Below are 24,593 nucleotides of genomic sequence, written 5' to 3' on the forward strand. Positions count from 1 at the left end.
GGGTCCGATTATCCTTCGCTCTGGCTGGCCAGAATTTCGCGCACCTTCGCAACCAACTCGCCGCGTGGCACTTCGAACTGGCTTGGGCGCTCTTTCCACTCTTCGTGCGTTGCCGTTTCCGCAATTTTCGCCCCGAGGATCAGATCCTTGATCTGAACTACGCCGCGCTCTTTTTCGTCACCGCCTTCGATCACAGCGACCGGCGAGTTGCGTTTGTCCGCATATTTGAGCTGATTGCCAAAATTCTTCGGATTGCCGAGGTAGACTTCGGCGCGAATACCCGCGTTGCGCAGCTCTGCAACCATCGCCTGATAGTCCGCCATGCGGTCGCGATCCATAACGGTCACAACAACCGGCCCAACAGACGCACCGCCCATCCGGCCCTTCTCACGCAGAGCCGCCAACAAGCGATCCACACCAATCGACAGGCCTGTCGCAGGCACGGCCTGACCAGTGAAGCGCTTCACCAAGTCATCGTAGCGGCCGCCTCCGGACACAGACCCAAATTGACGCTTGCGACCTTTTTCATCAAAGATTTCATAGGTCAGTTCTGCCTCAAACACCGGCCCGGTGTAATAGCCCAGACCGCGTACAATGCTCGGATCAATCTCGATCCGGTCACTGCTATAGCCACCCGCGGCCAGCAGGTCGCCAATCTGTTCCAGCTCGGCAATCCCTTCGGCACCCACTGCGGAGGCGCCAACGGCGCCGCGCAGGTTTTCAAAGGTCTTGGCCACATCGTCCGCCTTGGATGTCAAAAACGCAATCACTGGCTCGATTTGATCGTCAGACAGTCCCACCCCGTCGATATAAGCGCCGGACGCATCCAAACGCCCTTTGCCCAAAAGCTCCCGCACACCGCTCTCGCCCACCTTGTCGAACTTGTCGATGGTGCGCAGCACGTTGTCCTTGGCCGCTTGGTCTTCACCAAGCCCCATGACTTCAAGCACGCCGTTCATCACCTTGCGGTTGTTCACCCGCACCAGGTAGTCGCCGCGCGGGATGCCAACAGTCTCCAACGTATCAGACAACATTGCGCAAATCTCAGCGTCCGCCGCCATGGAGGCGGTGCCCACTGTATCTGCGTCACACTGATAGAACTGACGATAGCGCCCTGGCCCTGGCTTTTCGTTGCGCCACACCGGCCCCATTGCATAACGGCGATAAGGGTTGGGCAAGTCATTGCGGTGCTGGGCATAGACGCGCGCTAATGGCGCCGTCAGATCATAGCGCAGCGCCATCCAATCGCCGTTGTCTTTCTCGTCAAACTCCTGCCAGGCAAACACACCTTCGTTGGGGCGATCCACATCCGGCAGAAACTTTCCAAGAGCCTCAACGGTTTCCACCGCGCTGCTTTCCAAAGCTTCAAACCCATAGCGATGATACACCCCGGCGATCTGATGCAGCATCTCGGTGCGCTCGGTCACCTCAACACCAAAATAGTCGCGGAAGCCCTTTGGCGTGACTGCCTTAGGGCGCGGGGCTTTCTTCTGCTTGGCCATCGCTATGGTCCTTGTGAAATAATTACGTCAGTGCCTTTAGCGAATGGGGTGCCAATGGGCAAGGAGAGGCTCCTCTTGTCAACCACAACGTCACACAAACATAAAAAATGCCGCGCTCGATCAAAAGCGCGGCCGCAAAATGTTCAAAACCCGAAACTGGCTGACTTAATCGCCCAGCTTGGCGTGCACCTCATCCAGGTCAATTTCACCAATTGGCATTTTGTTACCCGGGTTCTCGAAGTCATATTTGAACAGCTGGAAGTCGCGCTTGTAGATCTCGTAGACCAAATGCATCGAAAGATCGTCAAAGTAGTCTTCCACCGGATGCTCCCGCTTGGGCCCATGGCCCTCGGACTCGTTGAACCGGGGAATCTGTGTCAGATCAACAGCATGTGGCGTTTCGATATGGTCCAAAACGCCTTGCATCCCGTCGTTGAACTGTTCCGTCCAGAAGATTTTGTCGTAGGTGCCGCCGTTTACTATGAAGGTCGACACGTGGCCGGACATGGCGGACCAATGAATGTCGGGATCCATTGGTCGGCGCCAACGAATGGTGTCGCGCGCAAACAACAAGAACCGGCGGAAACTTTGAATCTGGTCAAACTCCTGCTTGCCGTCATCGCCCCCAACCTCGATCCCGTACTTCTGGATCAGCATCGGCACGAGGTTGCCACGGTAGCGTTTGCCGTTCCGCTGGATGCCGCAAATCTTGTCAAAGAATGATGACAGGATACGTGTGTATGGGTTCCGTACACAGGTAAACGCATAGGACCGGTGCTCACGCACATTGTCGGTGATCGGCTGATGGCTTTCCTCAATGGCCCACTTGTGCATGCCACCTTTGGCATCGTGGATATCGCCGTCAAAAAACTCGCCATGATCCGAGTAGAACATGATCTGTCCGATGGTGGAGCATGCGCATTTGGGCACAACTCGATACACCACACTTTCGCTTTCCGTCATCCAAGTGCCGGGAAATCCCATGTTTCTGCCTCCATAGCCGCCGTGGTTATTGCTTTGGTCACGGTCTGAGCGCGTGTCAAAAAATTCCGAACAAAGCCTGTTTATTCAACGCGCTTTCATCTTTAAATGGATAAACACAGGACGTCAAAGTGGGGATCGAAGAAGCTAGATGGCGAGAATTGCTTACATTCTTCTGTGCCACAAGGATCCCGAGGCGATCATCAAGCAGGCAGAACGGCTTACCGCAACCGGGGATTATATCTCCATCCATTTTGATGCCCGTGCCAAACCTGAGCACTTTGCCATGCTGCAAGAGGTGCTGGGTCCCAACCCGAACGTGGCGTTTTCTGACAAGCGTATCAAATGCGGCTGGGGGGAATGGAGCCTGGTAGAGGCCACGCTCTACGCGGTGCAAACTGCCGTCAAAAAGTTCCCGCGCGCCTCTCATTTCTACATGTTGTCTGGCGACTGCATGGTGATCAAATCCTCGGAATACATCCACGAGTTCCTCGATGACAATGATGTCGACTTCATTGAAAGTTTTGACTTCTTTGAAAGCGACTGGATCAAAACCGGGATGAAGTCTGAGCGGTTGATCTACCGCCATTGGTTCAACGAGCGCACCCAAAAACGACGCTTCTATGCGACCTACAACTTCCAGAAAAAGCTTGGCCTGACGCGCGACATCCCCGCGGACATTCAAGTGATGATCGGCAGCCAATGGTGGTGCCTGCGTCGTCAAACCATTGAAGCGGTTCTACACTTCACGGAATCCCGCCGCGACGTGATGCGCTTTTTCCGAACGACCTGGATTCCGGACGAGACCTTCTTTCAGACCATCGTTCGGCACTTGGTGCCCACCAATGAAATCCGCACGCGCACCCTGACCTTCCTGATGTTCACGGACTACGGGATGCCGCTGACTTTTTACAACGATCACTACGACCTTCTGATCAGCCAAGACTATCTTTTTGCACGAAAAATCAGCCCCGACGCTTTGGACCTCAAGGAGCGGTTAGGCCAACTTTATGCCGAAGAAGGTGTGAACTTCCAAATCTCCGCAGAAGGCCCAAGCCTGTTCAAATTTTTGACCGGGCGCGGCCGGCAGGGCAAACGCTTCGCCAGCCGGTTCTGGGAAACTGAAAGTACGCTGGGGCGTGACCGTGAACTGATGCTGATCGTTTGCAAAAAATGGCATGTTGCCAAACGGTTGCTGGAAAAGATCGACAAAGTCACAGATATTCCGACGATTGCATATCTCTTCAACGAGGAAAGCACGCCCCTGCCTGACCTCGGCGGCATCCAATCGACATTGAACAAACGGACCCGGCACCGTCGTGCACTGATGCGGATGTTGTTTGATTACTACGACACCAACCGCCTTGTGGTCTGTCTCGATCCCAGCGCCATGGACCTGATGCAGGATTTCTTTGGCGACCGTTCAACCACTAGAATGTTGGAAATTCAGTGTGATTTCTCAGATGAGTACCTTACCGGCCATGCCATCCGCATCGGTTTGGCGGGAGAGCAAACCTCGCCAGAAACGCTCGAACGGCTGTTGCCCACCATCCGGCGCGACATCCTGAGTGAGAGTGATCGTATTCGGGATGCGGAGTTCGAAAATGTGAACCGTATGGTGCAATCCGGAAGCGAGGAAGAACATGTGACGGCCGTGATGAATTTTCTGCACATCTCAGAAGAAAAAGCGCGCGACATTGCTCGGACCGAGTACCTTTTTGCCGACTGAGTGAGCCGTTTCAGGCGGCCAATTTGGCTGCCAAAAGCTCCACGCAAAGCCGGATCGCACGCGCGGATGTCGCAGGATCCATGGATGCGCCATACTCCTCCAAACCACTCTTTTCCGCAATATTTTCAGGTGATTGCGGGATGTGCACAAAGCCGCTCCGCAGGGTAATTCCGCGCTGTTCTGCCGTGTGCGCCAGCGTGTAGATCAGCTGATTGCACAAGTGTGTCCCAGCCGAAAAAGACAGGGCGGCGGGGATGTGGTTGGCGCGGAGTTTTTCGACCATCTCGACGCATGGGAGGGTGGCGTTGTAGGCGGCGGGGCCGTTTTCGACGATCGGGGTGGCGCGGAGGTAGGCGCCGGTGACGTCGGGCACACTGAAATGGCGCCAGTTGATGCCGACCATTTCCGGCTGCACAACCGCTGCGCCGGACACGCCTAGACCAATCCAACCGTCAGGTTGATGTGTGTCCAAGAGGCGATTTACGTTATCTTGCAGGGCGTTAGTGTCGACATCCAGCTCGACCGCCACAAGGTTGCAGCACTCAAACTCTTCTTGCCCCAGACGCTCCGCGACCAAGGCTGCCGGGTTGTTTTTGGCTTTGGCCCAGGAGCCGTAACCAGACACCAATATGGTTGGTTTTTGTGTCATTCTGCCCCTCAAAAGACGCCCCAAATGTACCAATTTGGGACGTCGGTATTACGTCTGTATCGCGACTGTATCACGGAGGTGGGTATTTTGGCGCTTAGAGCGCGCCAAAACCACCGCCACCGGGCGTTTTCATCACAAACACATCGCCCACTTCAAGGGCCGCTTGGTCATTGCCCTGCAACTCCAGCACTTCGCCATCTGCGCGCTCGACGCTGTTTTCCCCAACCGCGCCGGCACCACCACCCTGTGCGCCGTGGGGTGGCACCACGCGATGTGAGGACAGTACGGTGACAGTCATCGGTTCGTTAAACCGCAGTCGCCGCACAATGCCGTTACCGCCGGATGTTTGCCCCTGCCCGCCCGACCCATGGCGGATCGAGAACTCGTCCACACGTACAGGGAAGCGGGTTTCCAGCACCTCGGGATCGGTCATGCGGGTGTTGGTCATGTGGCTGTGCACCGCGCTGGTGCCGTCAAAACCGTCCCCTGCCCCTGTACCGCCACAGATGGTTTCGTAGTTCTGATGCGTGTCGTTGCCATAGACAAAGTTGTTCATGGTGCCCTGGCTGCCAGCGATCACGCCCAGCGCGCCGTAAAGCGTGTCACAAATCGCCTGACTGACCTCGGTGTTGCCGGAGATCACGGCCGCTGGATAGCGCGGGTTGATCATGCTGCCTTCGGGCACAATCAGGCTCAGCGGCTTCAGACAGCCTTCGTTCATCGGAATGTCGCTGCCCACCATAGTGCGGAAGACGTAGAGCACCACCGCCCGACAGATCGCCATGGGCGCGTTGTAGTTCAGCGGGCTTTGATCGGAGGTGCCGGTGAAATCGATGGTGGCGCTGCGCGCGGCCTTATCGACGGAAATGGCGACCTCGATTTTTGCGCCATCGTCCAGCGGATAGGAGAAGCTGCAATCATGCAGCACGTCGAGCACACGGCGCACGCTTTCTTCGGCGTTGTCTTGCACGTGGCCCATGTAGGCCTGCACCGTGCCGTGGCCAAACTGCGTTGTGATCTTGCGCAGCTCGGTTGCGCCGGTCTCATTGGCGGCAATCTGCGCGGCGAGGTCGGCCATGTTCTGATCGACGTTGCGACACGGGTATGGGCCGGAGGCCAACAACTCACGCGCGGCCTCTTCGCGCAGGGTGCCGCGATCCACCAGCAAGAAGTTGTCGATCACGATGCCTTCTTCATCAATCGTGCGGCTGTCGGGCGGCGCGGAGCCGGGTGTCTTGCCGCCAATGTCGGCGTGGTGACCACGTGAGGCCACGGTGTAGAGGATGTTTTCCCCGGCCGCGTCAAACACAGGCGTGATGACCGTCACGTCCGGCAGGTGCGTGCCGCCGTTGAACGGGTTGTTCATCATGAACACGTCGCCGGGACGGATTTTGCCCGCGTTGGCGCGCAAAACGGTGCGCACGCTTTCGGACATGGAGCCAAGGTGCACCGGCACGTGGGGCGCGTTGGCCACCAGATCGCCGTTTTGGTCAAAAATCGCGCAGGAGAAATCGTAACGCTCTTTGATGTTCACCGAATACGCGGTGTTGGCCAGCGTAGCCCCCATCTGTTCGGCAATTGACATGAAGAGATTGTTGAACACCTCCAGCATGACCGGATCCACCGAGGTGCCAATCGCTTCCTTGCGGGCCAGCGGCACAATGCGTTTTAGCACGAGGTTGCCACCCGCCGCACAGGTCGCCTGCCAGCCGTCTTCGATCATGTTGGTGCCGGTGGGTTCGGTCAGGATCGCCGGGCCGGTCACGCTGTCGCCCACCGACAATGTGGTGCGATCGACCAGCGGGATGTCCTGCCATGCGCCATTGAGGTGGAACGGCACAGTCGCATCCGTGCGCGCGGCGCCTGTAGGGTTTGGCATGGTCACCGGCTCACCGGTTTGACCCACGGCCTCTGCCTCCAACACGTCGATGATCAGATCATCGGTGTCGGGCGCAAAGCCAAAGCGTTGTTTGTGGGCGGTGACAAAGTCGGCCCGCATTTTGTCTGCATTGCCAAACTCCACCGGCAAACTCTGCTGTGCGCCTTGTGGGCGAATGTGGGCACGTTGCTCCACGATAATGTCGGTCTCGGCCACGCCTTGGCTGGCGACCTCAGCACGGGCGGCGGCGGCGATCTCGGCCAGCTGCGCGGCGGCGTTGCTGTCTTCCAATGCGCAGCCCAGTTGCGCCTCGCGCATGGCGCGAATGTCAGCCAGCCCCATACCAAAGGCAGAGAGCACGCCGGCAAACGGGTGGATAAATATGCTTTCCATGCCCAGCGCATCGGCCACCAGACAGGCGTGTTGACCGCCGGCGCCGCCAAAGCAATTCATGGTGTAGCGGGTCACGTCATAGCCACGTTGCACAGAGATTTTCTTGATCGCGTTTGCCATGTTTTCCACGGCGATACGCAGGAAGCCTTCAGCCAGATCTTCCACCGATTTGTCGGTGCCTATTTCAGCCTTCAGGGCTTCGAATTTGGCTCGCACGGCGTCCGCGTCCAGTGGCAGGTCGCCGTTGGGGCCAAAGACATGCGGGAAGTGGTCAGGGTGCAGTTTGCCCAACAGCACGTTGCAGTCCGTAACCGTGAGCGGACCACCGCGACGGTAGGCACAGGGGCCGGGATTTGCTCCTGCACTTTCAGGACCAACCTGCATGCGGCCATCGCGATACGACAGGATTGAGCCGCCGCCCGCCGCCACAGTGTGGATCGACATCATAGGCGCACGCATGCGCACTCCAGCGACCTCGGTTTCAAAGGAACGTTCGTATTCGCCTGCGTAGTGACAGACGTCGGTGGAGGTGCCGCCCATGTCAAAGCCGATGAGCTTGTCAAAACCGAGTTCAGCGGCAGAGCGCACCATGCCCACAACGCCACCAGCGGGACCGGACAAAATGGCGTCGCGGCCCTGAAACAGGCTCGCGTCGGTCAGGCCACCGTTGGATTGCATAAACATCAGACGGTCGCAGCCGCCTTGGTCGGTGCCCAGCGCATCGGCGACTTGGTCCACATAACGGCGCAGGATTGGAGAGAGGTAAGCGTCCACCACAGCGGTGTCGCCGCGACCGACCAGTTTGATCAGCGGGCTGGCCTCATGGCTGAGTGAGATTTGGGAGAAGCCAATGTCCTCGGCGAGTTTGCCAAGGCGTTGTTCGTGATCCGGGAAGCGGTAGGCGTGCATCAGCGCGATGGCAACGGAGCGGAAGCCTTTCGCATGCGCCTCGGCCAGCGCTGCGCGGGCGGCGTTTACATCCAGTTCGGTGATGATGTTGCCGTCCGCATCCAGACGTTCGTCAATTTCGATGACCTCATCATAGAGGAGTTCCGGCAGTTGGATGTCGAGGTCAAAAAGTTTCGGGCGATTCTGATAGCCGATCCGCAGCAAATCCCGCAAACCTTTGGTGATCAGCAGCACCACCGGCTCACCTTTGCGTTCCAAAAGTGCGTTGGTCGCTACCGTTGTGCCCATTTTTACAGCAGCAATTTTGCCTTCGGGAATCGCTGTGTCGGCGTCCAGTTTCAACAGGGTACGGATGCCGTGTACTGCCGCGTCCCGATAGATTTCTGGGTTTTCGGACAAGAGCTTATGGCTGTGCAGCGCACCGTCCGGGGCCTTGGCCACGATGTCCGTGAACGTGCCGCCACGGTCGACCCAAAACTGCCACTTCTCTGCTGGTTGCGTGGACATGCCGTTCTCCTCGAATCAACTTTATTGTTGCTTTATGTTTATAACGCTGACAATTTGTCAACGTTATGTGATTGTAAGAATCAAGAAAACGAACAGGGAGCAACCTATGAAACATGTAATCGCCTTTTCGGCGGCGCTGGCCTGCGCCGCGCCTGCATTTGCTGATGCTTGGGACATGCCGACGCCTTATGGCGACAGCACCTTCCACACACAGAACATCGCGCAATTTGCCGATGATGTGCGTGAAGCCACCAATGGCGATCTGGACATCACCCTGCACAGCGCGGGCTCGCTGATCCCACACGCGGAGATTAAAAACGCCGTGCGCTCGCGACAGGTGCCTGCTGGTGAGTTCTTCCTGTCCCGCCTGTCCAACGAAGATCTGGCCTATGGCATCGACAGCCAGCCGCTGGTGGCGACCTCTTATGACGAAGCCAAGAAGCTCTGGGACGCGCAAAAGCCAGTTGTGACTGAGCTGCTGGCCGAGCAAGGCCTGGTGCCGCTGTTCTCCGTGCCATGGCCGGCGCAGGGTCTCTACACCAACGGCGAGATTGCCACTGTGGACGACCTGAACGGTCTGCGTTTCCGTGCGTATAACGCGGCGCTGGAAGAGTTTGCCACGCTGGCCGGTGCCGCGCCGGTACAGGTTGAGGCCTCCAACATTCCACAGGCGTTCTCCACCGGTCAGGTGCAGGCGATGATCACCTCGCCGTCCACTGGCGTGAACTCCACCGCGTGGGACTTTGTGACCCACTACAGCCCGATCAACGCCTGGGTGCCTAAGAACATCGTGGTTGTGAACCAGCGTGTGTTTGACAAGCTGAGCGATGACACCAAAGCGGCCGTTCTGGCGGCAGCCGCCACCGCAGAAACCCGCGGCTGGGAAATGTCTGCAGCGGAAGCTGAGGCGAAAACTGCCGAGCTCGCAGCAAACGGCATTACCGTTTACGAGCCCAGCGCAGAACTGGTCGAAGGCCTGCAGGGCATCGGCACCAAAATGCTGGACAACTGGAAAGCCAACGCGTCTGACGCCGCACTGTCGATCCTGACCACATACCAGCAATAACCACCACTCACGAGAGACCGGCGACACCGCGTGCCGCCGGTCTTTTTGTGCCACCAAACCGATGGGGAGAGGTTTGTCATGCGCCGAATTCTAAACGCAACCTACAAGGCCGCAGGGATGCTCAGCGCCTTTCTGATCCTGGCGATATGCCTGTTGATCAGTGCGCAGATTGTGCTCAACGGTATGGGCCGTTTGATGCCCGGCGTGTTGCCCTCAACCATCCCGTCTTACGCAGATTTCGCAGGCTTTATGCTCGCGGGGGCCACCTTCCTTGCGATGGCCTACACTCTGCGCTCTGGCGGGCACATTCGCGTGAACCTCGTGGTGCAGCGCCTGTCTCCCCGTGTTGTGCTTATCGCTGAATTCCTCGCCCTCACCGTCGCCAGCGTCTTTGTTGGATACGCGCTCTATTTCAGCGGCGCGCTGGTGCTGGAAAGCCTGCACTATGGCGATGTGTCCAACGGCATCATTCCAGTGCCGCTTTGGCTGCCGCAATCCGCCATGACCTTTGGCATGGGGCTCTTGTTGGTTGCCCTGCTACACACATTGGTCGACCTGATCACCACCGGCACCTCGGTGCTCAACACCCCAGATGAGGTCTAAGCCATGGCTGATCCGTTGATTGCTCTGATCCTGCTGGGTCTTTTGTTGGTTTGTCTCGCCGCGGGCCTATGGGTGGCGATTTCGCTGGGTGTTGTTGCGCTTGTGGCGCTATTGGCCTTTTCGAACGCCCCCGCCGGACTGGTGCTGGCGACCACCTTCTGGGGACATTCCCACAGCTGGGCACTGACCGCCCTGCCCTTGTTCATTCTGATGGGAGAAATCCTGTTACGCTCGCGCCTGAGCAACGACATGTTCTCCGGTCTGGCCCCTTGGCTGGGCCGCGCGCCGGGGCGGCTTTTGCATGTGAACGTTTTTGGCTGCGCCATCTTTGCTGCCGTCTCCGGCTCTTCCGCTGCCACAGCCGCCACGATTGGCCGGATGTCCGTGCCGGAGTTGACCGAGCGTGGCTATCCCCAGAGCCTGATCCTCGGCACGCTTGCGGGCTCGGCCACGCTTGGCCTGCTAATCCCGCCGTCAATCATCCTGATCGTCTATGGCGTCGCCACCGAACAATCGATTGCGCGCCTGTTCATTGCAGGCGTGTTGCCGGGCTTCATGCTGATCACCCTCTTTGCAGGCTATGTGGCCGTGCGCGCCTGGATGAACCCCGAGTTGATCCCTCAAGAGGCCAAACAGTTTAGCTTTGCAGAGCGCATCAAAGCCTCCCGCAATCTGATCCCTGTGGCCTTGCTGATCATTGGCGTGATCGGCTCGATCTACACCGGACTGGCCTCCCCCACAGACGCTGCGGCCTTGGGTGTGGTACTGGCGACATTGCTGGCATGGCTCTCCGGCGGATTTAGCTGGAAGCTTTTCATGGATGCGTTGCTGTCGGCCACGCGCACCTCCTGCATGATTGCCTTTATCCTGCTGGGCGCAGCCTACCTGTCCGTGGCTATGGGCTTCACTGGCCTGCCACGCAACCTCGCTGCATGGATCGCCGAGATGAACCTCTCTGCCCCCATGTTGCTGTTTGCGCTGACCATCTTCTTCATCATCCTCGGCTGCTTTCTGGACGGCATTTCAGTGGTGGTTCTGACAACCTCCATTATCATGCCGATGATCGCCGCCGTGGGCATCGACCCACTGTGGTTTGGCATCTACCTCGTGATCGTGGTGGAGATGAGCCAGATCACCCCGCCGGTGGGCTTCAACCTGTTTGTCATCCAAGGCATGACTGGCATCAACATCCTGGAGGTGGCCAAGGCGGCCTTCCCCTTCTTCCTGTTGCTGCTGGTGGGTGTGGGTCTGATCGCGGTGTTCCCGCAGATCGTGACCTACCTGCCAGAATTGATGAGCCGCTAAAGCGAGGCGGCGGCCCGGCTGGCCTGATCATACTGGCCGGACAACAAACGTAGACTGGAGGCGATGTCACGCATGTCGTCTCCGGTCATATCCAGACGCGACAGCCCCTCGACAAAGCAGCGATCGCGCACGGTGCGATAGTCTTCGCATAGTGCAATTCCGGCCTCAGACGGGCGATAGAATACTTCTTTGCCGCGTTTCTCGGATTCAATCAGCCCCATCTTCAACAGCTTTTTGAGCGCGTAGTTGACGGTATGGCTGTCCTCGATGTTCAGCAGAAAACCAATATCCGTTAGACGCTTGTCCCGATCCCGGTGGTTGAGATTGTGCAGCACCAGAATTTCCAGCGGTGTCATATCCGCGTTGCCCGCCGCTGCCATGCAGCGGGTCATCCAACGCGAAAACGCGTTGTAGGCAATGATCATGCCGTATTCGACTTCCGAGGCTTCCCAGCCGTCGCCTTCGGCAAGGTGGCGCGAAGAGACAATGCGTCGTTTTTCCATGGTATGACCTCATCATATCGGTAAATTGCCAGCGTGTTTTCAGCGTACACGACCTTTTACCCGACATGCAAATGGGCAGTTTCTTTGAATTTTTCCCAACGATAGATGCGCCTCACATGGCCGGTTGCCAGCCCGCGATCGCACGTTATGCTGCCTCGACACGCGTCCGAGGCCGGTACAAGGAGCCATTCCAGGCGTGTATGGGGGAGATGAGGTGACACTCTTAGGGACACGGCGGCGAGGTATGCAAAGCGGCAAGACCGCTTTGGCCGCGCTAGTGGTGAGCCTTCTGGGCACGCAACTCTGCGCCGACCAGCTCCGGGTTTTGACCTCCATGCCACCCGGTTTTTACCAGCCGTTTGTGACGGCGTTTTCCAAGCATCACCCGGACGTCGACGTCATCACGCTCAACAAAAACACCAACGCTTCAGTGGATGAAATCCTACGCGGCAACGAGCGGCAATTTGATGTGTTTTGGTCCTCCTCACCGGAAGCTTTTGAGTTATTAAAACAGAACGGGCATCTGGCGACTGTAGCGGCCACCGGTGAAGCGGATGTGCATTCCTTTGCCTACTCCGCTTTGGGGTGGACCCAAAAACAAAGCGCCACGGCTGCCGCCTCTGCAGATTGGGATGCGTTATTGGCTCCGGAGAAGGCCGGCGCCATTGCCATTGCCCGTCCTTCACGGTCGGGGTCGACGCATATGATGCTGGAACGTTCTTTGCAGGTACGGGGCTGGCAAGAGGGCTGGGCCTATCTGCTGGAGCTGGCAGGCAATTTGAGCACCATTACCGCACGCAGTTTCACGGTACTGGATGGCGTGGCAAACGGGCGGTTTGACATAGGGCTGACCATCGACTTTCTCGCCCACTCCCGCGCCGAGGAAGACCTGAGCTTTGTCTACGGCACGCCAGTTATGGTGACCACCGCGCGGATTGCGGTTTTGGCGGACGGCAAGGCGCCGGAACAGGCCCGGGCTTTTGTGGACTTTGTGATTTCTGACGCGGGGCAGCGGCTGTTGATGACGCCCGAGATTGCCCGCACGCCTCATGCCGCGCATATCCGGGCCGAGGCCAACGCGCCCTATCATCAGGTTCTGGAAGATGCGCTGACGCTGAACTGGCTGGAGTATGATGCAGCGCTGGCGAGTGAGCGGTATTGGGCGGTGAATGCGCTGTTTGATGCCTTTGTGTTTGAGGTGTTTGACGCGCGTCGGGAGGCATGGCGCAGGCTGCGGGTTCTGGAGGCGGAGCAGGCCGCGCCAAGCGTGGCAATGCATGACATTCGCCGTCTGCTGACCACCATGCCGATTGCCGAAGATGCGGTGGGCAACGAGGGGCGGGCGACCAATGCCAATGCCTTTGCCATATTGTCCGAGCGGCAAGAAGCCAGTTTGCAAGAGTGGCGCGCGGCCTCGCAGGCTTTGCTGAGCGAGGCGGACGATTTGTTGCGGGTATTGGAAGTCGAACGGGCCAACGCTTTGGTGCGCAACGAATGAGACTGCCACGTGTTTTGACCCGCGCGTCGGTGTGGAACCGGCTGTTGCTCACGATCTCTGGCATCATCCTGACGGTCTGGCTGGTGTTGGCGGTGTCGATCTTGTTTTTCCTGAAGGCGCAGCGCGATTATGCGGCGATTGCGTCCGAACAGATCCCGGCGCTGGCTGCGGTGAGTGCCCTGGCGGAGTATTCGGCGCAGCTGTCCACTGTGGCGACGCAGATTGTGGGGCAAAGCGGCACGCCGGACACGGCGGCGCAATTGGAATTGGGTGAGATCGTTTCCGGTCTGACGGCCAGTCTGGCCCCGATTTCACAAACGGAAGGCACCGGGGAGGCGCCGGAGATTGTTGCGCGGGTGAGTGAGGGGTTGGCGCAGATCCAGAGGCTTCAGGGGGCGATTGGGCAGGCGGAGCGCGATATGGGCACACAGCTTAATGCGCTGCGGTGGTTGAATGCGGATGTCCAGGATGAGGTCGACCCGCTGCTGAGTGACTTTGCCTTCAACATCTCGATAGCGATGAGCAGTCTGGTGACCAGCGCCGATCCGGATTTTCGTGCGCGGCAGGCGCGGTTGATCGAAAACGAAGGCCAACAGCGCGACACCGTGCGGCGGTTGGGGGACAGCACGGCCAACACGGTGACGTTGATTTTTCAGGCGGCGGTGGCGGAAAACAGACAGCGGCTGGCGCAGTTGCAAGGGCTGACGGACGATGCCTTGGTGCGCATTGCTGGTCTGCGGACCCAGCTTGAGGACAAGCCAGAACTGACCACACTCCGGCAATCGGTTGAGGCCTTGGTGCCGGTTGCAACCAATGAGACAGGCGTGTTTCGCCTGCGGTTGGCGTGGCTGGACGCGCAAACCGATATGCTTGCGAGCCTCGCAGCACTGCAAACCGACCTGGGCAATTTGCAACTTGTCCTGTCGGCTGCGGGCCAGGACCAGCGAGCGCGGATTTTGGCGCAAACCGAGCGGTCGCGGCAGGACACCACCTTGGCCATCCGGTGGTTGATTGGCCTGACCGCGCTGGCGGCGATGATCGGGTTTGGCGTGTTGTTTGGCTATATTCGCACCGGCATTGTGCGTCCGCTGCGGCGGATGACCAAACGGTTGAGTGACATTGCTCAGGGCCAGAACCTGATGCTGCCGCCCAACAAGGAAGACGACGAAATTGTGCAACTGTCCGTGGCGATTTCCGAGTTTGAACGCTCCATTCAAACGCGCGATGCGGCGCTGATGTCACTGGAAACCGAAGTGCAGGAACGCCGCCGCGCGGTGGAAACCCTCAAACAAACCCAGATGGAATTGATCCAGGCAGGGAAGATGGCCGCGCTGGGACAGATGTCGGCTGGCATTGCCCATGAGTTGAACCAGCCGCTGGCCGCGATGCAGCACCGTTTGCAATTGCTGGACGACTATGTGACCGAAGGCGATGCCGAGATGACCGCGCGGCAGCTGTCCCGTCTGGACGGCCTGATTGAGCGCATGACCCGCACGATTGCCTATCTGCGCAACTTTGCGCGGCGCTCGGAGTTCAGCGAGGACAGGCTCCCATTGGATGAACTGGTGAGCGACTCTCTGGCGCTCTTGAAAGCACGGATTGCGCAGGAAGCCACCGAGATCACGGTGGCAGATGACCTACCTCAATTGACTGTGATCGGGGACAAAATTCTGATCGAACAGGTGCTGGTCAACATCCTATCCAACGCGCTCGATGCCACCCAGCAAGCAGAGCGGCCAGGCCAAATCACCATCAGCGCCCAATTGATCGACAACGCCGTGCATCTCGCGGTGCGCGACAATGGGGCTGGGTTTGATCTGATCCCCGCTGCCGAAGCGCTGGACCCTTTTGTTACCACCAAGGAGGTTGGAAAGGGGCTGGGACTGGGCTTGTCGATTTCCTACAACATCATGAAAGACCTGAACGGCGACTTGCAACTGAGCCCCAACACGGACGGGCCGGGCGCAACGGCAACGCTTGTTCTACGCACAGGGGGAGCAGATGCAGCCGCAGATAATTTTGGTGGATGACGACGACGATCTGCGCGACGCGGTTCTGGACACCTTTGAAAAACACAAACTGGCGGCCAAAGGGTTTGCCCGCGCAGCGGATGCGTTGGAGGCGCTTGACCCGGAGTGGCCCGGCGTGGTGCTCAGCGATATTCGCATGCCCGGCATGGACGGGTTGGCCTTTCAGGAAGAGGTCAAACGGCTTGCGCCGGATGTGCCGGTGATCCTGTTCACCGGCCACGGAGATGTGCCGGTTGCGGTACAGGCGATGCGCAACGGCGCGTTCGAGTTCTTGGAAAAACCGGTGCATCCGGATCACCTGCATCAGGTGGTTTTGCGGGCCTTGAAAATGCGCAGCCTGCAGGTCGAGCTAACCAACCTGCAACACAAGACACGCGATACGTTGCCGTTGGAAGAACGGCTTGTGGGGCGTTCCAAAGTCATGCGGTTTGTGCGGCGTGACCTGCAAGCGGTGGCGCCACTACAGGTGGATGTGTTGTTGTGGGGGCAGGACGGCACGGGCAAGACCGCGGCGGCTCGAGCGATCCACGATCTGTCCCCCAATGCCGGTGGCGCCTTTGTCGTGGTGAATTGCTCCGCCGTATCGCAAGACACCATTGAGCGCACGTTGTTTGAGGACGGCGGCGCGGTGGCGCGGGCATCGGGCGGCACGTTGCATTTGCAGGACGTGGAAGCCCTGTCCGATCAATTGCAGGCGCAGTTGCTGCGGATTTTTGACAGCGCCGATGCGCCGCGCGTGGTGGCCTCTGTCAGTCAGAAGCCAGAGGAGCTTCTGGCTGACGGCAAACTGCGAAGTGATTTGCTGTACCGGATCAATGTGGCCCAGATCGAAATGCCGCCGCTCAAGGAGCGTGGGCGGGATGTGTTTGTCCTGCTGGACCACTTCATTCAGCGCGCCGCCGCGCGCCATGGCAAATCCCAAAAGGCGCTGCCGGTGCCGGATCTGGATGCGCTTGGCAAGTACTCCTGGCCCGGCAACGTACGTGAGTTGCGCAATGTGGCCGAAAAGCTGGTGGTGGGCCTGACGGTGCGTCTGGACGAACGAGCCTCTGCGGCCGTTACGGAAACCTATGACGAGGCCATGCTACGGCACGAGCGCGAGTTGCTTAGCAACGCGCTGATTCAAAGCGGTGGACGCAAGGCGGCGGCGGCAGAGTTGCTAGGCATCCCGCGCAAACGGCTTTACCTGCGCCTGAAGCACTGCGGCATCGATTAAAAATCGGTCAAATTTGACACAATTACACGTGTCAAATTTGACCCAAACCCACAATCAAAACGGTTTCGAAATCATCCGTTGAGCCTTTCGAGATTGGCTCGCTAGGGTTTGGCCATTGTTGGGCTATACTTGTGTGGCCCATCCATGGGAGGAAAATATGAAACGAACTTTTCGCGCATCTGTGGCCGCTCTGGCCCTGAGCTCCGCATCCGCAGCCTTTGCGGCGGACAAGGTGGTTGTGGTCACCTCGTTCCCCAACTCGATGACCGGTCCAATTGAGGCGGCTTTTGAAGCGGCCAACCCGGGCATTGATCTGGAGATCCTGAACAAGAAGACCTCCGCAGGTGTGAAGTACATTCAAGAGATTTCGGACGCCAACACGGCGGACATCTTCTGGGCCTCCGCGCCGGACGCATTTGAGGTGCTCAAAGGCGACGGGCTGCTGGCCTCTGTTGAGATCAACTCTGACGGCATCCCGGAGAAAATCGGCGCCTATCCGATGAACGATCCTGATGGCAAGTACTACGGTTTTGCCGCCGCCGGTTACGGCATCATGTGGAACGAACGTTACCTGAAGGCCAAGAAGCTGGAGCCCGCCAAAAACTGGGCGGACCTGAAAGACGCGGCTTATCACGGCCACGTGGGCATGTCCGCGCCATCCCGTTCCGGCACCACCCACCTGACCGTAGAGACCGTGCTGCAGGGTGAAGGCTGGGACAAAGGCTGGTCTGAATGGAAATGGATCGCTGGCAACTTCTCCACCGTGACCGAGCGCTCCTTTGGGGTGCCGGATGGGGTAAACACCGGCAACTTCGGCCTTGGCATCGTGATCGATTTCTTTGGCTTCAGCTCCAAAGCCTCCGGTTTCCCGGTGGACTTCTCCTACCCGGAAGTGACCGCGCTGGTACCCGCCAACATCGGTGTGGTGAGCAACGCGCCAAACGAGGCAGCGGCAAAGACCTTTGTTGAGTACCTGCTGACACCGGAAGGCCAAGAAGTATTGCTGGACCCGGCGATCATGCGTCTGCCCATCAACCCGGCGACCTACGCAAACGCACCCGAGGGCTTCCCAAACCCGTTTGAGGACGGCTCGATCGGGGCGGCGGTGAAGTTTGACGTTGCCAAATCCGGCGCGCGCTACAATCTGGTGAACTCCATGTTTGACGTGATGATCACCTACCGTCTGGACGACCTGCGAGCCGCCGTTGGCGCGGTGCAACAGGCCGAAGCCAAACACGCCGGTGGCGACAATGCCGAGGCCAAGGCGCTGATTGCAGAAGCACGCGCCTTGATTGATGCCAACCCGATTGACGAAGCCAAGTCTCTGGACGCGGATTTCGCGGGCATCTTCACCAAGAAGCGTAAGAAAGCCTCTGACACTGTTGGCGAACGCCAAGCGGAAGTTGAACAGCAGTGGGACGCCATGGTGGTGGAAAACTACCGCAAAGCCAAAGAGCTGGCGGACAAAGCCGCCGCGATGTAACGGCACCTCCCGGGGCGGCGTGTCGCCGCCCTGTTTCCCGCGCTTTGGTGTAGGTCACTCCCCGCACCAAAGCCACTCTCCTCTAAATTCTCGGGTAATTTCCCATGTCGAATGCCTCGCCGCACTCCAACGGCGGTCCGTCTCTGCTTGACCGTCTTCCGGCGTCGATCTTTCCGCGCGTGTCCGGGCTTCATGCCGCCGCGCTGATCATTGCCATCCTGCTGATCGGCTTGCTGATCATTCCCGTCCTTCAGGTGATCTACGTTGCCTTTCTGGACCCCAACACCGGCGCACTGACGCTGCAGAACTTTGTGGACTTCTTCCGCACCTCACTGTTCCGCGAAAGCTTCTGGAACTCGTTCTACGTCTCCGCCATGTCCGTGGTGGTCGCCACCGTCATCGCCCTGCCGCTGGCCTATATCACCACCCGCTTCAATTTTGCCGGGTCAGTGGTGATCCAAAGTCTCGGTTTCATCCCGCTGATCATGCCGCCCTTTGTCGGCGCGGTGGCGATGCAGCTGATCTTTGGCCGTAACGGCACGCTCAACCTGCTGATGGAAGAGAAATTCGGCGTCAACATCCCCTTCATGGAGGGGCTGAACGGCGTCATTCTGGTGCAGTCGATCCACTACTTCCCGTTTATCCTGATCAACCTCTCCACCAGCCTGCGCAACATCGACCGCTCAATGGAAGAGGCCGCACAAAACCTCGGCTCTCAAGGCATGCGCCTGTTCCGCCGGATTGTGTTCCCGCTGGCCATGCCAGGCTACATCGCAGGCGCCGCGCTGGTGTTCATCAAGGTGTTTGATGATCTCGGCACGCCCTTGCTGCTCAACGTGAACAATATGCTCGCGCCACAGGCCTTCCTGCGGATCAGCTCGATCGGGATCAGCGATCCGATGGGTTATGTGATCAGCTTCATCCTGGTGGCCTTCTCGATCTTTTCGCTCTGGGCGTCCTTCCTGGTGATGCGTGGCAAAGACTATTCCACCGTGCAAAAAGGCGGCGGTGGCCTGTCGAAACGTGACCTGCGCACCGGTGAAAAAGTCGCCGCTTATGCAGTGGTTGGCCTGATCCTGTTGCTTGTGCTCAGCCCGCACATCGGCCTGACCCTGCTCAGCTTTGCCACCATCTGGAGCTTTGCGCCTCTGCCGGACGGCTTCACCATTCAGAACTACATTGTGATGTGGGAGAACTCGAAGCAGTTCATAGCCAACACGGTGATCTATGCGGGTATCGCAGCTGTGCTGGACGTGATCATTGGCACTGCAATTGCCTATATCGTGATCCGCACCGGCATCTGGGGCCGCAAATCACTGGACTACCTCGCCACCGCCGCGCTGGCTGTGCCGGGTGTGGTGCTGGGCATTGGCTACCTGCGCGTGTTCCACTCCATCGACATCCCGTTCACCGACAAACCGATGGCCAGCTGGTGGGTGATCATTGCGCTTGCTCTGATGATCCGGCGTCTGCCCTATGCTCTGCGGGCCTGCACAGCCGCGCTGCAACAGGTGTCCCTGGCACTGGAAGAAGCTGCAGAAAGCCTTGGCGCCACCAAAAGCTCCACCATCCGCCGGATTGTGATCCCGCTGATGTCGGGCGGCATCCTGGCAGGCTTTGTGACCTCATTTGCCACCGCGGCGGTAGAACTCTCCGCCACCATCATGCTGGTGAGCTCGGAAAGTGACGCGCCGCTAGCATATGGCATCTACCTCTTCATGCAAACGCCGTCCGGACGTGGCGCTGGCGCAGCCCTTGGTGTGGTTGCTGTCATCATCGTTGGCCTCGGCACCTTCCTGTCGCAGCTGATGATTGAGCGCGACAAAAAATTCAAATCCACGGATCAGTCGCACTAAGGGTGCGGGAGTAAAGAACTATGACAAATCAAATGGTCGGAATTGAAATCAGCGATCTGCACCTCTCCTTTGGCGAAACCGAGGTGTTGACCGGGGTGAACCTCGACATCCAACCGGGCGAATTCTTCGCCTTCCTAGGTCCCTCCGGGTCCGGCAAGTCCACCCTACTGCGCTCGATTGCGGGCTTCGGCCCGACCCCACGTGGCAGCATCCGCATTGGCGGTCGTGATGTGGTCAGCCTGCCACCGTGGAAACGCAATGTCGGTATGGTGTTCCAGTCCTATGCGCTGTGGCCACATATGTCGGTGCGCGACAACGTCGGCTTTGGCCTCAAGGAACGCAAAGTGCCCAGCACCGAGATTGCCCCGCGTGTGGATGCCGCGCTTGAGCTTGTCGGTCTAAGCCATTTGGCAGACCGGATGCCCAACCAGCTCTCCGGTGGGCAACAACAGCGGATCGCCCTTGCCCGTACCGTCGTGGTGGAACCGGAAGTGTTGTTGCTGGATGAACCCTTGTCCAACCTGGACGCCAGCCTTCGGGTGCAGATGCGCCGGGAACTTCTGGCATTGCAGCGCAAACTTGGCCTGACAACCATCTTTGTGACCCACGATCAAGAAGAGGCCAATACCACCGCGGATCGCATGGCAGTGCTCGACAAGGGCGTGATCCAACAAATCGGCACGCCACAAGAGCTCTATGACACCCCGCAAAACCTATTTGTGGCGGAGTTTCTTGGCACGGCCAATATTCTTGGCGGTCAGGTCGAAACCGACGGCAGCGCCAAACGCTTCCGTACCAGTGCGGGCGATGTGCTGCCGCTCAGCGACGGGCACGCCGGGGCAGGCTCCATTGTTCTGCGACCGCAAAACATGCAGATTGTCGATCAGGCGGCGGCTGACACCCTGCCCGGCACCATCCTGCACCGCGAATTTATGGGCAGCCAGGTGCGCTACATCGTGCGCACCTCCGGCACGGAAATGATTGTCGATCAGTTCCACCATGTGGGCCATGACTGGCGCGACACCGGAAGCGACGTGCACCTGAAGGTCAACACCAATGAAGCGGTGATTGTGGCCTCATGAGCTTTCGTTACACCGGCCCGCGCCTGCTCCTGTTGCGCCATGGCGAAACGGAATGGAACCGGCAGGGCCGGCTTCAGGGCCGCAAAAACTCTCCGCTCACGGACCTGGGGCGGGCGCAAGCCCGCCAACAGGGGGAGATCCTGAAGCAGATCAACGGCATCGAGGGTTTCGATGCCGTTTGCAGTCCGTTGGGGCGGGCGCAGGAAACCGCCCGGATCGCACTTTCTGCCGTTGGCAAACTTCCCCGCTTGGAACCACGTGTCGCCGAAATCAACGCCGGCGACTGGGAAGGCCAGACCTTTAAAGAAATCTGTGGGGCACCCCCCAAATTTCACGACAAAGACCTGATGCGCCTGTTTTTAACCGCGCCGAAGGGCGAGGGTTTCGACGCTTTGCGTGCGCGGTGTGTGGAATTTCTGTCCGACCTGGAGCAGCCAACCATTGTCGTGTCGCACTCCGTGACGCTTTGCATGATACGTGGCCTGCTTCGCGACCTGAGCCGGACCGAAATTGAAGCCCTGGATCGTCCTCAGGGGGCCGTTTACGAGATGTCGGCTGGCGTTGAAACGCTATGGTCGTCTGTTTCAGCGCGTGTCTAAGGGAGGATCGTATCGAAGGGGGCTGACGCAAAAACTGGCAAAATGCACGCTGGCAGAAGAGGCGACAGTCAGAAGTAGCCCCCAGGGCGTCGCAGAAAACTTAGATCGAGCACACTTTCACCGCCCCTCAAGAGGGCTGTTCATGACCCGTTCCGGCCTGTCGACTTGAAGCCCAGCCAAGGTCCGCAGCAACCTGTTTTTGTCGATCGGCTTGGATAGAAAATAGTCCATACCAGCGGACAGGCACGCTTGACGGTCACGTTCAAAAGCATTGGCTGTTAAGGCCACAATAGTGGGCTGGGGGATGTCCAAAACCCGGATTTCGCGTGTTGCGGAAAGCCCATCCAGCTCTGGCATGGACATATCCATCAACACAATGTCGGGCTGCAATTCTTGACACAAGGTGACGGCCTCACGGCCGTCCTCTGCTTCGACGAGGTCCAGGGGTTGGTCTCTCAGGTATTTGCGGATCAATAGGCGATTCACCCGATTGTCCTCCGCCAACAGAACCAAACCAGGCGAGAGTTGCCTTGTCGCGCTAGGAAGCCCTTTGGTCACAAGGGACATACGTGGCTCTTGCGCAGGTGCCAACGGCAGGCGCAGGGTGAAACAACAGCCTTTGCCCAACTCAGACCGCAAAGTGATGTCGCCCCCCATGCGCTCTGCCAGAACTTTGGATATGGTCAACCCCAGTCCGGTCCCGCCATAGGCGCGCGTGGTGGCTGAATCGGCTTGAGAAAACCGATCAAAAATGCGGCCCGCATTTTCCTCGGAAATGCCAATCCCGGTGTCCTCCACCGCAACACTCAGTTGGTGAGGCTCCCAATCAGTCGCCGTGACACGCACCGTCACAGTCCCCTCAGAGGTGAACTTCACGGCATTGCCAACTAGGTTCACAAGAATCTGGCGCAACCGCCCATCGTCCCCATGCACCCGGCGCGGCAGGTCCTCGGAATAGGTCACCGTCAGCGAAATCCCCTTTTCTTCCGCTTTGGGACGCAGCAACTGCACCGAGGCCTCGACACAACCGCGCGGATCAAAATCAACGTTTGCGATCTCGACCTCACCCGTTTCAAGCCGTGACAGATCCAGGATGTCATTGATGATTTTCAACAAGGCACTGGAAGAGCTGCGGACGATGTCCACGTAGGCCTGCTGTTCGGCTCCCAACGCGCTGTCTGCCAGGAGGTTTGCCATGCCCATAATCCCGTTCATCGGGGTCCGGATTTCATGGCTCATATTGGCAAGAAACTCAGACTTCGCACGATCCGCCTGCTCTGCTGCGACCTTCGCGTCGGCCAACTCACGCGCATGTGCTTTGGCATGGGTGATGTCGCGCTCCACGCCGACAATAAACTCAACAGCGCCTGTATCATCCAGAACCGGCACGACATTGACCTCCACCCAATACGGCGTGCCGGATTTGGTGTAGCTCAGAACCTCCGTGTAATACTCTTCGCCACGTTTGATATGATCCCTGATCTTCTCAACCGTGGCAAAATCTGTGTCAGGCCCGTTCAAAAGGTTACCGGGTTTCTCACCAATCGCCTCGTCAGCGCTGTACCCGGTCATCTTTGAAAACCCGTCGTTCACCCAAAGAATTTCGCCCTGTGCATTACCCAAAATGATGCTGTCCGAGGCGTGCTTGGCCACCAATGACAGCCGATAAAGCTCCGCCTGATTGGCTTTTAGATCCTCATGTGCCTGTTCTAAATCGTACTTTCCCCGTTCCAGCTCCCGATTTTTGCTCGCCAGAAGTTGCTCCCTCTTTTTAAGCACCAACCGACTACGTTCGCTGTGGTGCAAAGAGTAGACCGCAATGGCAAAAATCACCCCCAAACACACAATCAGGAAAGGCGTCGATGCCACCAGGATTTCCATCGACCGGCTCATAGGTTGCCAGACAAGATAACCCGCAACCATATCCCCCGCACTGAAGAGGGGAACGCTGTTCTGATCGGTAGGCTCAGTGCGAATGAGCTGCAAATCGGAGACCGGCAAATCCCGTAGCACGCGGCCAAGATATTCCGAGTCTATGCAATACACCGCGACCAAAATATGCGGCGCCTGGCCTGTCAGGGGGATTCCTCCGGGATCTGGCACAATCGCAAAGGACGCGGCCAACGCGACCTCCTCGCCAAGCGTCACCACCTCGATGTTGGAGAGCGCAGGGAAATGGCCGGAAAAGCTCCCGGTGTCCGGCAGACTCCGGGCGGCCGCGAAAAAATTGTCTCGGATGTCGGCAAAGGTTTGCTTTTGACTCATTAGCTTTTGGACATCCGCAGCGGACCAACCTTCGTCCTGTGGGATTCTCTCAAAAACAAGGTCCCCATTGGGTGCCACCAAGAAAGCACCAGAGTAATTGGAATCCCGCGCCAACTCTTCGCCAAACCGGTTTTCCACCCAAGCCTGTGAAAAAGACTGGTCAATGTTCCGATATGCGGCATTGGAGGCCGCGTAGCGCTCAATTTCGGAAAGACGTTGCTGCTTGTGCGCATTAAACGTGTTGCGAACCGTAACAGCTTCTCGCTTCAACGCTTCTGTTTCTGCCTCCCAAAGTCGCACAAAAACTGAGCCAAACGCGGTCACGAGAAGCAGAAAACACGCCAGAACCACCAATCCAATCGACGTCCGAAATGGCGCAGTTACTCGACCAAAAGTTCCCAATTCTCGACCTCAAGCGCAAAATCTAAAATACTTGAATTTCCCAATTTTCTTACAAATGAAAGGTTCTTCATTGGTTAACACGGGAAGGTTTAGTCAATCAAACCGGGCCACGCTGAGCCCAGCCAAATGACCGGCA

General features: G+C 58.3%; 17 protein-coding genes. 11 read left to right on the forward strand and 6 right to left on the reverse strand.

Annotated features, from left to right (window positions below):
• Nucleotides 1–8: 8 nt before the first annotated feature.
• Nucleotides 9–1,502 (reverse strand): histidine--tRNA ligase, encoded by a 1,494-nt coding sequence (hisS, locus tag SIB92_RS12320; protein ID WP_412552334.1) that lies wholly within the window; start codon nt 1,500–1,502, stop codon nt 9–11.
• A gap of 165 nt (nt 1,503–1,667) precedes the next feature.
• On the reverse strand, nt 1,668–2,486 hold the full coding sequence (locus tag SIB92_RS12325) for a sulfotransferase family protein (RefSeq protein WP_412552335.1): 819 nt from the start codon (nt 2,484–2,486) through the stop codon (nt 1,668–1,670).
• Nucleotides 2,487–2,634: 148 nt separating this feature from the next.
• Here SIB92_RS12325 and SIB92_RS12330 point away from each other — a divergent pair, with 148 nt between their 5' ends.
• Complete coding sequence (locus tag SIB92_RS12330; RefSeq protein ID WP_412552336.1) at nt 2,635–4,212, forward strand: DUF5928 domain-containing protein; 1,578 nt, start codon at nt 2,635–2,637, stop codon at nt 4,210–4,212.
• 10 nt (nt 4,213–4,222) lie between these two features.
• On the opposite strand, the gene SIB92_RS12335 is transcribed toward SIB92_RS12330, so the two are convergent.
• Nucleotides 4,223–4,861, reverse strand: coding sequence for a hypothetical protein (locus SIB92_RS12335; RefSeq protein WP_412552337.1), 639 nt, complete (start codon nt 4,859–4,861; stop codon nt 4,223–4,225).
• A 94-nt stretch (nt 4,862–4,955) separates the two neighbouring features.
• On the reverse strand, nt 4,956–8,549 hold the full coding sequence (locus SIB92_RS12340) for a hydantoinase B/oxoprolinase family protein (protein ID WP_412552338.1): 3,594 nt from the start codon (nt 8,547–8,549) through the stop codon (nt 4,956–4,958).
• A gap of 106 nt (nt 8,550–8,655) precedes the next feature.
• On the opposite strand from SIB92_RS12340, the gene SIB92_RS12345 reads away from it, so the two are divergent.
• The 3 genes from SIB92_RS12345 (at nt 8,656) to SIB92_RS12355 (ending at nt 11,523) form a co-directional block, all read left to right on the forward strand.
• A complete protein-coding gene (locus SIB92_RS12345) occupies nt 8,656–9,615 on the forward strand; it encodes a TRAP transporter substrate-binding protein (protein ID WP_294119507.1) in 960 nt (319 codons plus the stop codon).
• Nucleotides 9,616–9,693: 78 nt separating this feature from the next.
• Complete coding sequence (locus tag SIB92_RS12350; protein WP_412552339.1) at nt 9,694–10,218, forward strand: TRAP transporter small permease; 525 nt, start codon at nt 9,694–9,696, stop codon at nt 10,216–10,218.
• A 3-nt stretch (nt 10,219–10,221) separates the two neighbouring features.
• Nucleotides 10,222–11,523 (forward strand): TRAP transporter large permease, encoded by a 1,302-nt coding sequence (locus SIB92_RS12355; protein WP_412552340.1) that lies wholly within the window; start codon nt 10,222–10,224, stop codon nt 11,521–11,523.
• Here the strand turns inward: SIB92_RS12355 and SIB92_RS12360 are convergent.
• Nucleotides 11,520–12,026, reverse strand: coding sequence for a winged helix DNA-binding protein (locus SIB92_RS12360; RefSeq protein ID WP_299428334.1), 507 nt, complete (start codon nt 12,024–12,026; stop codon nt 11,520–11,522). The genes SIB92_RS12355 and SIB92_RS12360 overlap by 4 nt on opposite strands.
• A 244-nt stretch (nt 12,027–12,270) precedes the next feature.
• Between SIB92_RS12360 and SIB92_RS12365 the strand changes: the two genes are divergently transcribed.
• The 7 genes from SIB92_RS12365 to SIB92_RS12395 all read left to right on the forward strand — a co-directional run bounded on the left by SIB92_RS12365 (nt 12,271) and on the right by SIB92_RS12395 (nt 21,790).
• Nucleotides 12,271–13,524, forward strand: a complete 1,254-nt coding sequence (locus tag SIB92_RS12365) for an ABC transporter substrate-binding protein (protein ID WP_412552341.1) — start codon at nt 12,271–12,273, stop codon at nt 13,522–13,524.
• Complete coding sequence (locus SIB92_RS12370) at nt 13,521–15,554, forward strand: ATP-binding protein (RefSeq protein WP_412552342.1); 2,034 nt, start codon at nt 13,521–13,523, stop codon at nt 15,552–15,554. The genes SIB92_RS12365 and SIB92_RS12370 overlap by 4 nt, the downstream gene beginning before the upstream one ends.
• On the forward strand, nt 15,526–16,770 hold the full coding sequence (locus SIB92_RS12375; RefSeq protein WP_412552343.1) for a sigma-54-dependent transcriptional regulator: 1,245 nt from the start codon (nt 15,526–15,528) through the stop codon (nt 16,768–16,770). Before SIB92_RS12370 ends, SIB92_RS12375 begins: the two co-directional genes overlap by 29 nt.
• 157 nt (nt 16,771–16,927) lie before the next feature.
• Nucleotides 16,928–18,253, forward strand: a complete 1,326-nt coding sequence (locus SIB92_RS12380; RefSeq protein WP_412552344.1) for an ABC transporter substrate-binding protein — start codon at nt 16,928–16,930, stop codon at nt 18,251–18,253.
• A gap of 104 nt (nt 18,254–18,357) precedes the next feature.
• Nucleotides 18,358–20,109, forward strand: coding sequence for an ABC transporter permease (locus tag SIB92_RS12385; RefSeq protein ID WP_412552345.1), 1,752 nt, complete (start codon nt 18,358–18,360; stop codon nt 20,107–20,109).
• A gap of 20 nt (nt 20,110–20,129) precedes the next feature.
• Entirely contained in the window at nt 20,130–21,191 is a 1,062-nt protein-coding gene (locus SIB92_RS12390; protein WP_412552346.1) for an ABC transporter ATP-binding protein, read from the forward strand.
• A 32-nt stretch (nt 21,192–21,223) separates the two neighbouring features.
• Nucleotides 21,224–21,790 carry a histidine phosphatase family protein gene (locus tag SIB92_RS12395; RefSeq protein ID WP_412552347.1) on the forward strand — a complete coding sequence of 189 codons (567 nt, stop codon included), beginning with the start codon at nt 21,224–21,226 and terminating at the stop codon, nt 21,788–21,790.
• 117 nt (nt 21,791–21,907) lie between these two features.
• Here the strand turns inward: SIB92_RS12395 and SIB92_RS12400 are convergent, their stop codons facing one another.
• Nucleotides 21,908–24,406, reverse strand: coding sequence for an ATP-binding protein (locus SIB92_RS12400; protein ID WP_412555833.1), 2,499 nt, complete (start codon nt 24,404–24,406; stop codon nt 21,908–21,910).
• Between the last annotated feature and the right edge of the window lie 187 nt (nt 24,407–24,593).

This window comes from Shimia sp. MIT1388 (assembly GCF_047124445.1).
Taxonomy (GTDB): Bacteria; Pseudomonadota; Alphaproteobacteria; order Rhodobacterales; family Rhodobacteraceae; genus Shimia.

What these genes read in the sequence shown, in the direction of transcription:
- hisS (WP_412552334.1), bottom strand. Translation starts at nt 1,502, where the DNA reads ATGGCCAAGCAGAAGAAAGCCCCGCGCCCTAAGGCAGTCACGCCAAAG.
- SIB92_RS12350 (WP_412552339.1), top strand. Translation starts at nt 9,694, where the DNA reads ATGCGCCGAATTCTAAACGCAACCTACAAGGCCGCAGGGATGCTCAGC.
- SIB92_RS12385 (WP_412552345.1), top strand. Translation starts at nt 18,358, where the DNA reads ATGTCGAATGCCTCGCCGCACTCCAACGGCGGTCCGTCTCTGCTTGAC.
- SIB92_RS12335 (WP_412552337.1), bottom strand. Translation starts at nt 4,861, where the DNA reads ATGACACAAAAACCAACCATATTGGTGTCTGGTTACGGCTCCTGGGCC.
- SIB92_RS12375 (WP_412552343.1), top strand. Translation starts at nt 15,526, where the DNA reads ATGCAGCCGCAGATAATTTTGGTGGATGACGACGACGATCTGCGCGAC.
- SIB92_RS12345 (WP_294119507.1), top strand. Translation starts at nt 8,656, where the DNA reads ATGAAACATGTAATCGCCTTTTCGGCGGCGCTGGCCTGCGCCGCGCCT.
- SIB92_RS12325 (WP_412552335.1), bottom strand. Translation starts at nt 2,486, where the DNA reads ATGGGATTTCCCGGCACTTGGATGACGGAAAGCGAAAGTGTGGTGTAT.
- SIB92_RS12370 (WP_412552342.1), top strand. Translation starts at nt 13,521, where the DNA reads ATGAGACTGCCACGTGTTTTGACCCGCGCGTCGGTGTGGAACCGGCTG.
- SIB92_RS12330 (WP_412552336.1), top strand. Translation starts at nt 2,635, where the DNA reads ATGGCGAGAATTGCTTACATTCTTCTGTGCCACAAGGATCCCGAGGCG.
- SIB92_RS12390 (WP_412552346.1), top strand. Translation starts at nt 20,130, where the DNA reads ATGACAAATCAAATGGTCGGAATTGAAATCAGCGATCTGCACCTCTCC.
- SIB92_RS12355 (WP_412552340.1), top strand. Translation starts at nt 10,222, where the DNA reads ATGGCTGATCCGTTGATTGCTCTGATCCTGCTGGGTCTTTTGTTGGTT.
- SIB92_RS12340 (WP_412552338.1), bottom strand. Translation starts at nt 8,549, where the DNA reads ATGTCCACGCAACCAGCAGAGAAGTGGCAGTTTTGGGTCGACCGTGGC.
- SIB92_RS12360 (WP_299428334.1), bottom strand. Translation starts at nt 12,026, where the DNA reads ATGGAAAAACGACGCATTGTCTCTTCGCGCCACCTTGCCGAAGGCGAC.
- SIB92_RS12365 (WP_412552341.1), top strand. Translation starts at nt 12,271, where the DNA reads ATGCAAAGCGGCAAGACCGCTTTGGCCGCGCTAGTGGTGAGCCTTCTG.
- SIB92_RS12380 (WP_412552344.1), top strand. Translation starts at nt 16,928, where the DNA reads ATGAAACGAACTTTTCGCGCATCTGTGGCCGCTCTGGCCCTGAGCTCC.